Genomic DNA, 12,233 nt, shown 5'->3' with positions numbered 1-12,233 from the left:
ATCGCAGTGGGATGGGGCTGTTTGTGCTGATTTAGCAGGGATATTATCCCCTCGTCTAAGAGCGAAAAACATACCCCTCACATAGACCACCAGGGGTATGACCTTAACCATGTATGCGTGAAGACAGCGCCTGCCGAGCCTGGCCGAGCTGCTGCGCGGGCTCGCCGTAGTCCCAGGCGCGACTGGCACTCGGCGGCGTGCATCGCAGAAGTGGTTTCCCGCTTCGACGTCGTTGGTCTGCAGGTGGAAAAGGCGGTGCATGAGGGGCTCAGAGCGCTGTGCGAGTCGATTATCCAGGCACCGTCCGCCGAGATCGAGCAAATGCAGACCTGGCTGCGGGACTGGTACGGCATTTCCTATGAGCCACAGCTGAGTACCGGGCAGATGCAGCCCATGCAGCGCCTGGAGAAGTTCACCGGAGCGAAATTCGAGATCGAGTTCATGCGTTCGATGATCCACCATCACTGGAAGGCGCTACGTGAAGCTGAAACTGCCTGGACCGTGCCGAACACGACGAACTTCTGAATATGTGCCAGGACATCAAGGAAGCCCAGCTGCAGGAAATCAGCCAGATGCAATCCTGGCTTGAGGAGTGGTACGACCGGGCCGGCAGTCGCCCTGCCGGAAGAGCCTGACCTGACTGACACCTGTCCCGGAACCGGAACGCCTGGACCTCCGGTCCCGGCGGGCTCGTCATCGCGGCATACATTTCTCGACGGCCATGAGGGAGCCGCTGCCGACAGGTGGCGTGGCGGCAGAATGGTTGGGCGAGGATTGATTTTGGCTCGTCCACGGGGTTTCTTCGATCCGCCTGAAAACGACCCGCCGAATGCCTTCGCCGGGCGCTTCTGCCACATGGGGACGCCCGTTGTCGGATTCCGCAAAGCCCGGAGTTCCTGAGGGGCAGCGTCACAGCTGAATGTGAGACGATCGCATATGACTTCGTGGAGCACGGCTGCATCGTCCAGAACAGCGAAAGGACCTGCATCCGGTAGCCGCCTCACAGGCATTGACGCGGCCCGCGGGATCGCTTTGCTGGGCATGATGGCCACTCACATAATGGCAATCTTTGAGTCAAACGCCAGCATGACCCCGACGTGGGTCGGGCTGGCGTTTTCCGGGCGCGCGGCGGCCCTCTTCGCCGTCTTGGCGGGAGTGGGGCTGGCGCTCTCCACCGGCAAGCAACGACCCCTGGGAGGTGCAGCCCTTTCGGCTGCCCGGCGCGGGATAGCCCTGCGCGCCCTGGTGATCGCCGTGGTCGGCCTGTCCCTTGGCAGCTTCGAGGTCGACATCGCGGTGATCCTGGTGCACTACGCGGTGCTCTTCCTGTGCATCCTGCCGTTCCTGGGTCTGCGGCTGAAGGCCCTTTGCGCCTGGGCCGCTGGCTGGATCCTCGGCTCGCCGGTGCTGGCCTTCCTGCTGCGGCCGTGGCTGATGGCCGCCGATCCTCCCCTGCAGCTCAGTCACAACCCGGGGTGGGGGGATCTGTCCACGCCGGGCGAGTTGCTCGGCGAGCTGTTCCTGACGGGCTATTACCCGGTCTTCCAGTGGCTGTCGTATCTGCTGGTTGGGCTCGTTATCGGCAGGCTGGCACTGACGACGGCGGTCCTCCCGGTGCTGCTGATGGCTGGCGGTACCGCTGTGGCCATCTTCGCCAAGGTCCTGGGCACCGCGGCAATGGAGGAATGGGGCGGCCGCGCCGCCTTGCAGGGGATCCTCTCGGATCCCAGCTATCCGCTGGATAGCCTTCTACAGGTCAATCTCGCCGGGGTCCGGCAGGAAGGGTCGTGGTGGTGGCTGGCGTCCAGCGCTCCGCATTCAGGGACCGCCCTGGACCTGCTGCACACCAGCGGGGTGGCTGCAGCGGTCATCGGGCTGTGCCTGCTGATAGGGAGGCTGGGGGGCCGGTTGGGTCTGGATCTGCTGCTGCCGCTTCGCGGAGCCGGAGCGATGACCCTGACGCTGTATACGGTGCACGTGGCCGTGGTGGCGTCGTTTCATCCCCAGCCGCTGCCGCCGGGATGGACCGAGGAGGCCATGTATTACACCCAGGCTGTGGTGGCCGTGCTGATCGGGATGGCCTTCGCGCTCCTGAGGCAGCGCGGTCCGCTCGAATGGCTGGGCCATGCAGCCAACCAAGTGGGACGCAACGAGCCGGACAGGCTCCGCTAGAAATGACCAGGAGATTCGTTGCGGGAGGAGACCCGGCAACCTGAGAGAACCCCGGCCTGGGTCTGCGCCCGTGCAGTTCGGCGCGAGCCGGCAGGGGAATCCCAGGCCAACCGCAGTAAACGCTTTTTGACCAGCACGTGCAGCAATTCGCGAATTACAAATTATGAGGAATCAAAGAAACATGACAGACCAGAATCACACTCTCCCGGGCCCGCAGCCTTCTTCTGCACTGCCTTCAGCGGCACGCATGCCGCTTGCTGCCCGGAGACTGGTGCTGATCGCTGCCGTTTGCATCTTTGTCGGGATTCTGGCGGGCCGGTTCCTGTTTGCCGGCCTGGTTCTGACCGCAGCAGGAATAACCGTTCTCGCGGTGGCCCTTTCGTACAGGACCGGCGGTAGATGGTTCTCACCTCTGTTACTGCGAACAGTCAGTCGCAGGACATCATCTCCCTCCGCCCCTGAGTAAAACCACAGCGGATACTTGATATCCGCCCTTGTCTTTTACATCGGCCTGGTTCACTTGGATTTCCCGTCTCGTCCTCGCCGGGCTCGCCGGACCGGGATGCCTCTTGCTGTGTGTGGGGCCCGCTTCAAGGCCGACCCAGCCAGGTAGCCCCAGGCGATATGACCTGACAGGACAGGGAAGATCATCTCGATCCAAACTCTGGTGCTGCGCGCGGCTCGGCACTCATCCGCCAGATAGGAGCGGGACGGCCTCTCAGTGGGGTTCCTGTTGTCGGCCGCCCTCGTTAGGCTCTTCCTGTTACCGCTCGTGCAAGGACGGCCGCGCACAGGAGGGGCTGATCCATCATGACCATCTACTTCCCAGAGAGCTCGGTCGCTTTTCTGCGTGAAGGCTACACGTTCATCTCCAGGCGGTGTGACAGATTCGACACTGATATTTTCCGGACCCGGCTGATGCTGCGCCCGGTTGTCTGCCTCCGGGGTGCTGAGGCTGCGGAGTTCTTCTATGACGGAGGGCGGTTCAGTCGTGCCTGGGCGATGCCCCGATCGGCTAAGCACCTTCTCCAGGACGCAGGCAGTGTGCAGTCCCTCGCGGGAGCAGCGCACCATCACCGCAAACAGCTTTCTCGCACTGATGGACAGGGACTCGGTGGAACGGCTTGGGCGGGCTTTCAACACTGAATGGCGTGCGGCCCTGTCGATACCTCAGGCTAAGCCTCAGCTGTGCTTGCAGCCGCCCATCTTTGCAAGACGCAGGGGCAGCTGAACGATTCCAGCCGTCCGTCGCGAACGTGGCGCGTCAGGCAGCACGTTCACCGCCAGGACGGTGAATGATCGTCCTGGGTGGCAGGAGGGTAGCTTGATTTAAACGCCGCCAGTCTAGGCCCCATCCTCGCCGCGGGAGCCTTATCATCCTCGCCGCGGGCCCTTATCATCTGACGTATGCGTAAACACCTGGTCGCCCTTGGGGTAGCGGCAATCTTCCTGGCCGGCTGCTCGGCCCCTTCACCTCAACCGGCAGAAACGACGCCGGCGCCGGCCGCCACATCAGCATCAGCCACGCCGACGCCTACTACGCCAACGCCAGGCTCGGCCGCGACAAATGCGGCGTCCGGTACTACTACACCGACGCCACCACCGCCTCCGTCATCCGGCGACTCGTTTGAGTTCGCTGCTGTCGGGGACATAAACCCGTCAGGCAACACATCCACATCATCGGCAAGCGGTAAGAACGCGGCCAGCATCATCGCCGGTCTCAACGACGGCTCGCTGGACAACTTCCTTGTGCTGGGCGATTTCCAGTTCGACCGCGGCACATGCTCCGCGCTAGGGGCTTACAACCAGTTGTGGGGCGCGGCCAAGGCAAAGACATACTGGGCGGCTGGTCCGACCCATGATATTGAACCCGGCGTGAATGACGACCTTGACAGGTATATGGACGGGCAGTGCGTGTCCACAACCAAGAGCGCAACGTCCACCACTCTCGGCCGGTTCCAAGACGCGCTGGAATGGTACTCATTCGACAAGGGTAACTGGCGCATCGTCTCCATCCCTACCGCCGCATGGCGTTACAGTCCAGCTAGGGCAAAGGCCATGACTGCGGAGATAGATGCAGACATGAAAGCTGCGAAAGCCGCTGGCAAGTATCTGGCTGTCATCTCACATGACCCTTACTTCACCAGCAACACGTCAGCCCATACCTCCCTTACACAGATGAAGCCATGGATTGATGTGTTCTGGGCGAACCGCGTTAAAATCATTCTGTCCGGTGCGCAACATAATTATGAGCGGACCTGCCCGGTTAACAACGCGGGCCAGTGCGTCGCGGACGGCATGCAGCAATTTCAGGCATCCACCGGCGGAATCGGCCTGCGGACGTTCACCAGTAATCCCGCATATTCGGAGCGGAAGTTCACTGACACATGGGGTCACCTACGGATGAGCCTCAAGGCTGACGGCTCTTATACGTGGGAATTCCGTCCCGTTTCTGGCGGAATGCAGACTGACAGCGGGTCTCGAAGCCAGGGCTAATTCCTCGGTTCCGATCACCGCCGGTTCGGGCACTACCAATGATACCGTCACCATGCCCGGCGGCGACCACAGGCAGGTTGTCGTGCTGGGCAATCACGGTGGGAATGAGGGACGTACCGCCACGGAATTTTTCAAGCTGAGCGACATGAGGCGCTACGCTCCCTTCCCAAGGAATGCCGGCGGACACCCGGACGGGAGCCGCTCAGCGGGCAGTTGGGATGCGCCGATCCGCCCGGAGTGCGGGCCTGTTCATTTTCCGGCCGTGCGGCAGTGTCCCGGACCCCGGGGATGTGTTGAATGAGTGCGGGGGGTGTTGCGTGCGTCACAGTTCATGCCTAGGCTTGCGTGGGCGGTCGCAGCGTCGCGGCCGTCCCCCATAGGGGCAGGAGCACCGTGACAGACAAGCTCAGCGTCCTGGTCCGTGTGGACATCGTTAAGGCCGGGATGCCGCAGGGCAGGCCTTCCCGCGGGTGCCGGAAGGCGTTGGATCTCCGGTCACCGTTGGGCAGGGCCTTGGGGCAGGGTCAGCCGAGCGAGCTGAGAAGCTCGTTGCATGCCTTTTCGCAACGGCGGCAGGCCTCGGCACAGAGCCGGCAGTGTTCATGCATGCCTGCGTGTTGTTCGCATTCCTCGGCGCAGGCCTTGCAGATGGCGGCGCAGGCCTGCAGCACCGCGCGGGTGACGTTGGCGTCATAGCCGGTGTGGCGGGAGAGTACGTTTGCCGTGGCCGCGCAGACGTCCGCACAGTCAAGATCGGTGCGGATGCATTTGGTCAACTCGGCGACCATGTCTTCGCCGAGGCAGGCATCAGCGCAGGCGGTACAGGCCTGTGAGCAGTCAAAGCACGCTGCGATGCATTCGGCGAGCTTGTGCTGATCGATGCCGCCCAGATCCTTCGGGTACGCATCGAGCATCTTGTGGGTGCTTCCGTGTGTCATTTCTGTCTCTCTTTCCAATACTGAATGGGAGGAACCTGGTGCGGAGACCGGCTGATGTTTTCTGATGCGCCGGCTGTTTGGCTGATGTTCTTTCTCGGGCCTCCTTCTGATCGCTGAAGGCAGGACCCAAAGGGCGGCCCGCACGCGGTGTTTACGCCCGCCTGGTCGAACGGTGCCACTTGCAGGCCTATGGCCTGGCGTTCGCGCGGCCGGACGGGGAGAACGTGCCCTTCTACGTCCGACTGACAGACAGCTGAGTTAGGGTTAGCGCCTGCCGGCTCAGCGGTGCTTGGGGCCTGTTGGCGATGTGGGACGCCGGGGGCAGGGCGCGCGGATCCGCGGAATCAGGGATGAGCGTTCCGGGCCTTGGCTGCGCCGCGTCGGTCACAGCAACGGGCCACGACCGTGGACTGAGTGCACGGGTGTCTCCGATCTCGTGGCACCCGTTGCGCGGGACCCCGTGGAGCACGTCGGCGGCGGATTGGGCTCCGACCGGCGTCACTCTGTTCGAATGTCCCCGAGGGTTCTCCTGTCCCCCGGGGATCGCAGTCTGGCGCTGTGCCGCGGCGTAAGGGTCGGACACCCCCACCACGTGGACCTGTCCATTACAGAAGGCAACTGGCCCGGCCGCCAGGAGGACGATCACGACGCAGGAAAGGACAGCCCGCAGCGCCGCAAGCCTGCGGACCAGCAGTGGAAGCGTCGAACGTTTAAGGGCCATCTCGTCTTCTCCTGAGGGCAAGTCCCGCCCAGCGTAACCTTCCGGTGCCCCGCCAGTCACCATCCCTGTCCTCTTAAGCGCTTTTGATAACGGATTTGTAACTTAAGCCGAGGCTTCGCTAAAGTTAGATAAACACATACCCCCCCAACGGGTATGGATGTGACCGCTTCGCCAAACCCCGCCGGCGGTCCGTGAACCTGATCTTCTCAGGCGGGGGCGGAGGACCCACTTTTGGTGCGTAATGATGCACCTTGGGGTGAAGCCGACCCTGTGACTGCGCGTCCTGATCGCGTCCTGCAGGGCAGCCGGACAGTCCACTCGTCCGAATCCGACAGCTAACTTCGCCGGCGCCGAGAGGACCACTATCTTGCCTGCCCAGCCACAACACGGCCGTCGCCGTGCCCTTCCGGCCGCTGCCTCACCACGCCGCCGTCCGTTTTTCCAGGAACCAACGTTCCGGCTACGCGGCCAGCAGTTCGGGGTGACGGCCGCCGTAACGGGAATGATCGCCCTCACAGCTCTGTCCGCGGCGCAGGCTGACTCCGGCAGCCGCGTTGCGGCCCAGGACCGGCCAGCGGCCGTGGCAGCCCCGGCTCCGGAAGCGGCGGTCACGGCCGCAGCTGACACTGTTCTCACCTTTGACCGCCCGGAGGTGACCTCCCAGCCTGCGCCCGCGCCGGTACAGCCTGCAGGGGCGGTCAAGGCGCTTGAGGCTGGCCCCGCGCCTGAGGCGGCATCCACGGGGTTGCGTGCCCCGCTCGCGTCGATGAGCGTCAGTTCCCCGTTCGGTTTCAGGGTCAGCCCGATCACCGGGGCGGCAGCTGAAATGCACACCGGGGTTGATCTGACGGGGGCGTGCTCGACGGCGGTCTTCGCCGCCGGTTCCGGCACCGTCACCGAGGCCGGCTGGAGCCCGTACGGCAGCGGCAACCGGATCGTCGTCGATCACGGCAACGGCCTGAAGACCACCTACAACCACCTGGCCAGCATCGGTGTCTCCGCCGGACAGTCCGTGGCTCAGGGCCAGCAGATTGCAGGGGTAGGCACAACCGGTGCCTCCACCGGCTGCCACCTTCACTTCGAGGTCATGGTCAACGGCCAGACCGTCGACCCGGCTGCCTTCATCTGACGCCCGGCCCCCGGCCGCTTAGCCTTGATCCACCGATGAGGTTTGGGTCGTCTTCGGCGTTTTAAGAACGAGATGCTCGCCTTTTCAGGGAAAATTGGACTTGCGACAGAACAATTTTGCTGAAGAAGAGGAGCATCTCGCAGATGCAAGTTTTCTATAAGCCGGCCGCGGTGTCAGCTTCCTTCGACGAGGCGAATCTCGTGTCCTCGGCCGGGCTGCTCCCGGTGATGACATTGGCGCGGGACGCCGGACTGCAGGAACTGGCCCATGAACGGCTGACGGTGCCCACGGACAAGGGCGCGAACGCCGGACTGAAGGTCGCTTCCCTGGTCGCGGGGATGGTCGCCGGCGCGGACAGCATCGATGACATGGCCCTGCTGCGCCACGGCGGAATGAAGCGACTCTTCACCACCTGCTACGCGCCCTCAACACTGGGCTCGTTCCTGCGGGCCTTCACGTTCGGTCACGTGCGCCAGCTCGATGCAGTCGCGGCCCGCTTCCTGGGAAACCTCGCCTGTCGGGCACGTTTGCTGGGATCACCCGCGGCCGGTGACTTTGTGTTCGTGGACGTGGACGACACGATCATCGAGGTCCACGGCTACGCCAAGCAGGGCTCCGGCTACGGATACTCCGGGGTCCGCGGGCTGAACGCCCTGCTGGCCGCGGTCTCCACCAAGGACACCGCCCCGGTCATCGCCGCCCAACGGCTGCGCAAGGGCGCGGCGAACTCGGCCCGGGGAGCCAAGCGTCTGATTATTGATGCCCTGTCCACGCTCAAGCGTCCGCAGACCGACGGGCAGGTGCTGTGCCGTTTCGATTCGGCCTTCTACGGCCATGCCGCGGTGGCCGCCGCCCTGGCCGGCGGGGCGGACGTGTCGGTGACCGTGCGCATGGACCCGGCCGTCAAACGCGCCATCGCCGGGATCCCTGAAACGGCGTGGGAAACCATCGAATACACCGACGCGGTCTTCGACGAGACCACCAACACCTGGGTCTCGAAGGCTGAGGTCGCCGAGACCGTGTTCACCGCGTTCAGCTCCCGCAAAAAGGCCGAGCAGATCACCGGCCGGCTGGTGGTGCGCCGCATCCCGGAACTGAACCCGAAAGCCAGCGACGGACAACCCACCCTGTTTGAAACCCACCGGCACCACGCATTCTTCACCACCGTGGACGCCGAACTCCTGGACGCCGTCAGGGCCGACAAAACCCACCGGAAACACGCCATCATCGAGCAGGTCAATGCCGACCTGAAGGACAGCGCCCTGGCCCATATGCCCTCGGTGCTTTCGCCGCGAACTCGGCATGGCTGGTCGCCGCGGTCATGGCATACAACCTCACCCGCGCCGCCGGGCTCCTCGCCGCCGGGCCCTTCGGCAAAGCCCGGACCGGCACGATCCGCCGCAAACTCATCCACGTCCCGGCCCGCATCGCCACCAGCGCCCGACGCATCCGACTTCACCTGCCCGAAGCCTGGCCCTGGAAAGCCGCCTGGCAGGCCTTGTTCGAGGTTCTTTACCCGCCGCCGCAACCTGCCTGAACCCCGTCAACCCAGCCACATGGCGCAAACAGGACCACCAGTGGAACACCAAGGGCAGCGAGGCCCAGCGCCCGGGCATGCCCTCAGCCCGCAAACCGTCAAAACCCCGGACTCAGATCATCAGCCCAGGCGGATCGGTGGATCAAGGCTTAGGCGGCTGCGCTGACTGCTTGCGCGTCAAAAGCGGCAGCCGCCCGATGAAGCGGTACAGTTGCGGGTGCGTCCTGCCCTGTTTCTCTGCGGTCCTGACGGACCGCGCTCAGTGCCAGTCATGGTTCCGGGCTCGGGCGGATTAGGCACGAGGGCCATCTGCGGGCGCCCGCAACGAGCCGGACAAAGGACTATACGGTGCAAATCCCAATGGCTGCAGCGGGTCTTTACGCCCTCGCCACGTCGCCGGCACCGGGTCCAGGCAACGAAGGTCTGAGGCCAGGGCTGGACGCGGATCAGGTAACTCCCGGATTCCTGGGTTTCGCGATGACGGCGTTCATGGTCACCGCAGTTGTCCTGCTCATGGTTTCCATGACCAGACGAATCCGACGCGTGCGTTACCGGGCGCAGTTCGAGCAAGGAAGCGAACCCGTTTCGGAAGAAACGGATGATGCCCGCAGCCAGCCTGGGGTCAACAAAACCGAGGCGACCAACGGAAGCGGACCGGGGGACGAGGGCCCCGGACGGGCATGAGCCCGCGGCGCCTGCGGCAGGCCGTGCCGTCCAGGTCCACCGTTGGGTGGTTCCCGCCCAGCACCTGGCCGAGAAGGCCACGGCGGACATAGCCCCGGCCGTGGGACAATAAGGGGCGATTTCTGTCGGCCGTCATTGTGCACGGGAGCCACCGGGTGGCGTTCGTTAGTAAGCCGTGCGTCCAGTACCCGCCCCACTCGCCCGGATCCTGAAGGACTACCTGGCAAACCGCCCCAACCAAACCACCGCAACCAACCCCGGATCCGAGTGGCTATTCCCCGGTCAACGCGCCGGACAGCCCATGCACCCAGTGACCCTCCGCGGTTTCCTGCGCAAACTCGGCATACCGCCCCAAAGGGCATGAAGCTCCGCAATGCGACAGCTGGTACTCCAAGCCCCGGCGCCCGTCCTCGCCCAGGCACTCGGCTACCACCACACCAGCACCACCAAAATCGCCACCGAAGCCGGATCACCCTGGGCAAGCTACGCGCCAGGCCACCACGACCAACCAACCACTGGAGGGAATCAAAAGCCGCACGAATACAGACCACTTGAATAACGGCCGCTACCAGTAAGTCCCCCATAAGGGATGACAGACCCGTTCGCAGTCATGGTGGCAACGGCCCGTCAGCTTTTTTAGCGCACGATGCAGGCGTCTGTTTTTTGGCCTTACCCGGGTTGGACGACGGTGAACTGGCCCATCATGCCTTGGTCGGCGTGCCTTACGAGGTGGCAGTGGTACATATAGGCCGTCTCCGGGTCGGCGTGGCGGCCGAACTTCAAGGCGATCCGCGCCGAGGTCCGCACCGGCAGGAACACGGTGTCCTTCCACCCGGAGAATTCGGGGCCGGGATCGGCACCGTTGAGGTCCAGGATCCGGAACTGTGCCCCGTGGACGTGGAAGCTGTGCGGCTGGTTATCGGTGTTGCTGACCATCCATATTTCCACCGTCCCGGCGCCGACGGTTGCGTCGATCCGGGACATGTCCATCATGCGCCCGTTGATGTACATGCCTTTGAGAATAAAGCTGCGCCTTGCCGCCGACGTTTCCGGATCAACGGGCTCCAGCTCGGCCAGGCGTTCGGGCAGTTGCGGTGAGCCGGCCAGCTTTGCGGCGGCCCTGAACTGCAGTAGGTCCAGCACGTCGTTGCCGCCGGCGCCGTCGTTGAATTCCCTGCTCATCCCCAGTTCCTGGGGAAAGGACCGGAGCACGGGCTGTTCCCCGGGCTTGAACCGGACCACGATTTCGGCCCGTTCCCCCGGTGAGAGCAGCAGCCTCCCAACGCCAACGGGTGCCGGCAGAAGGCCGCCGTCGCTGCCCACCACCTGAAACTGCCGGTTATCAGCGAAACCGACGTTGAAGATGCGGGCGGTCGCAGCGTTGAGGAGCCGCAGCCGCACAGCCTCCGTAGTGACGGCCAGGTGCGGGTTGAAGGTCCCGTTGACCAGGACCGTGTCGCCCAGCAGCCCGGTCTGGGCGGGCGGGACCGGCCGGAAGGATCCGTCATCGCCAAAGGTGCGGTCCTGGACGATGACGGGAACATCATCCACCCCGTACTCGAACGGCAGGCCCTGAACCGGCTCTTCGCCGTCGAGGATGAACATGCCGGCCAAGCCGCGGGTCATCTGCGCTTCGGTCTGCCCATGGGGGTGCGGGTGGTACCACAAGGTGGCCGCTGGCTGGTCCACGGTCCACTCAGGGGCCCAGACAGCGCCGGGATCGATGACCTGGTGGGGACCGCCGTCGAAGACGGCGGGCAGGTGCATGCCGTGCCAGTGCACGGTCGTTGACTCCTCCAGGGCGTTCGCCACGGTGACGCGGACCTTCTCGCCGCGGCGTGCCCTGAGGGTGGGGCCCAGAAACCCTCCGTTATACCCCCAGGTAGGGGTGGTCCTGTCCGGCAGGAAACGGCTGCTTCCGGCCTTCGCGGTTAACTGGAAGACCCGGGTTCCGTCTTCTGCCGTCATCGAGGCAGCCAGCGGCGGAATGCCGAGAGGATTGGCGAAGTCCAGGGTCCCGACGGTGGAAAATGCCCCGCGTGTGTCGCCGTTCCTGCAACCGGTCACGGTCAGGGTTGCGGCGCCTGCCGTTCCGAGCAGGAACGTGCGCCGCGAAATAGGAGGATTCACAGCTTCAGCCCAACGTGCAAGCAGGGTAGGCCGGGGCGCGGCAAGCGGAGGGACCGTTCATCGAACCCAAGCTCGCGAGGCAGCATCGGCATCCTGGGCGTCCGGGTTCTTCGCCGACTTTAGCGCCTCCAGCGAATCATTCTGCGATTCCTTGACGTCTGTGCGGAGCTCGTCGTAATCAGTTGCCACTAGGTACTACTCTTTCTTGCTAACGGATATGTCGGACATGCAACGTACACCGTGGCGCCGTTGTTCCTTGGCAACGCATGCCGTCGGATCTCTGACCTGCACATCCGCTGCCTGTACTGCGGCGAGCTAACGAAAACCGGCGAGAGAATAGGACGTTTCGCCCGATGGTCCGCATCGCATCGTGCCGAGCAGCCTGTCAACAGTACCCTGGGCCGAATACGTTTCCCGGCTGAGGCC

8 protein-coding genes, 2 pseudogenes and 1 riboswitch are annotated in these 12,233 nt (G+C 64.1%); of the genes and pseudogenes, 7 read left to right on the top strand and 3 right to left on the bottom strand.

Annotated features, from left to right (window positions below; translation table 11 throughout):
- Positions 1–117: 117 nt before the first annotated feature.
- The 3 genes from PV761_RS04155 to PV761_RS04145 all read left to right on the top strand — a co-directional run bounded on the left by PV761_RS04155 (position 118) and on the right by PV761_RS04145 (position 4,668).
- Positions 118–525, top strand: a complete 408-nt coding sequence (locus tag PV761_RS04155) for a DUF305 domain-containing protein (protein WP_347894630.1) — start codon at positions 118–120, stop codon at positions 523–525.
- Between the two features lie 411 nt (positions 526–936).
- Positions 937–2,172 (top strand): heparan-alpha-glucosaminide N-acetyltransferase domain-containing protein, encoded by a 1,236-nt coding sequence (locus PV761_RS04150; RefSeq protein ID WP_347894628.1) that lies wholly within the window; start codon positions 937–939, stop codon positions 2,170–2,172.
- A gap of 1,407 nt (positions 2,173–3,579) precedes the next feature.
- Complete coding sequence (locus tag PV761_RS04145) at positions 3,580–4,668, top strand: hypothetical protein (RefSeq protein ID WP_347894626.1); 1,089 nt, start codon at positions 3,580–3,582, stop codon at positions 4,666–4,668.
- Positions 4,669–5,192: 524 nt separating this feature from the next.
- Here PV761_RS04145 and PV761_RS04140 read toward each other — a convergent pair.
- Positions 5,193–5,606, bottom strand: coding sequence for a four-helix bundle copper-binding protein (locus PV761_RS04140; protein ID WP_347894624.1), 414 nt, complete (start codon positions 5,604–5,606; stop codon positions 5,193–5,195).
- 592 nt (positions 5,607–6,198) lie between these two features.
- Here PV761_RS04140 and PV761_RS04135 point away from each other — a divergent pair.
- From PV761_RS04135 to PV761_RS04120, 4 genes and pseudogenes are all read left to right on the top strand, one after another.
- Positions 6,199–6,342: a hypothetical protein gene (locus PV761_RS04135; protein ID WP_347894622.1), complete on the top strand. Its 144-nt coding sequence runs from the start codon at positions 6,199–6,201 to the stop codon at positions 6,340–6,342.
- A gap of 144 nt (positions 6,343–6,486) precedes the next feature.
- A riboswitch (cyclic di-AMP (ydaO/yuaA leader) is annotated at positions 6,487–6,689 on the top strand.
- 5 nt (positions 6,690–6,694) lie between these two features.
- Positions 6,695–7,456, top strand: coding sequence for a M23 family metallopeptidase (locus PV761_RS04130; RefSeq protein ID WP_347894620.1), 762 nt, complete (start codon positions 6,695–6,697; stop codon positions 7,454–7,456).
- A gap of 143 nt (positions 7,457–7,599) precedes the next feature.
- Positions 7,600–8,993 (top strand): annotated as a pseudogene (locus PV761_RS04125) (IS1380 family transposase).
- A gap of 360 nt (positions 8,994–9,353) precedes the next feature.
- Entirely contained in the window at positions 9,354–9,677 is a 324-nt protein-coding gene (locus PV761_RS04120; RefSeq protein ID WP_347894618.1) for a hypothetical protein, read from the top strand.
- A gap of 669 nt (positions 9,678–10,346) precedes the next feature.
- Here PV761_RS04120 and PV761_RS04115 read toward each other — a convergent pair.
- Positions 10,347–11,807, bottom strand: a complete 1,461-nt coding sequence (locus tag PV761_RS04115) for a multicopper oxidase domain-containing protein (protein ID WP_347894616.1) — start codon at positions 11,805–11,807, stop codon at positions 10,347–10,349.
- Between the two features lie 93 nt (positions 11,808–11,900).
- Positions 11,901–11,996: pseudogene (locus tag PV761_RS04110) on the bottom strand (DUF4193 family protein); the annotation flags it as partial.
- Positions 11,997–12,233: the final 237 nt, after the last annotated feature.

It is taken from the genome of Arthrobacter sp. CC3 (assembly GCF_039907775.1).
Lineage (GTDB): Bacteria > Actinomycetota > Actinomycetes > Actinomycetales > Micrococcaceae > Arthrobacter.
This window is presented reverse-complemented; position numbering and strand designations above follow the sequence as displayed.

Excerpts from the sequence above, each read along its gene's own strand:
- PV761_RS04140 (WP_347894624.1), bottom strand. The coding sequence starts at position 5,606 with ATGACACACGGAAGCACCCACAAGATGCTCGATGCGTACCCGAAGGAT.
- PV761_RS04145 (WP_347894626.1), top strand. The coding sequence starts at position 3,580 with ATGCGTAAACACCTGGTCGCCCTTGGGGTAGCGGCAATCTTCCTGGCC.
- PV761_RS04120 (WP_347894618.1), top strand. The coding sequence starts at position 9,354 with ATGGCTGCAGCGGGTCTTTACGCCCTCGCCACGTCGCCGGCACCGGGT.
- PV761_RS04150 (WP_347894628.1), top strand. The coding sequence starts at position 937 with ATGACTTCGTGGAGCACGGCTGCATCGTCCAGAACAGCGAAAGGACCT.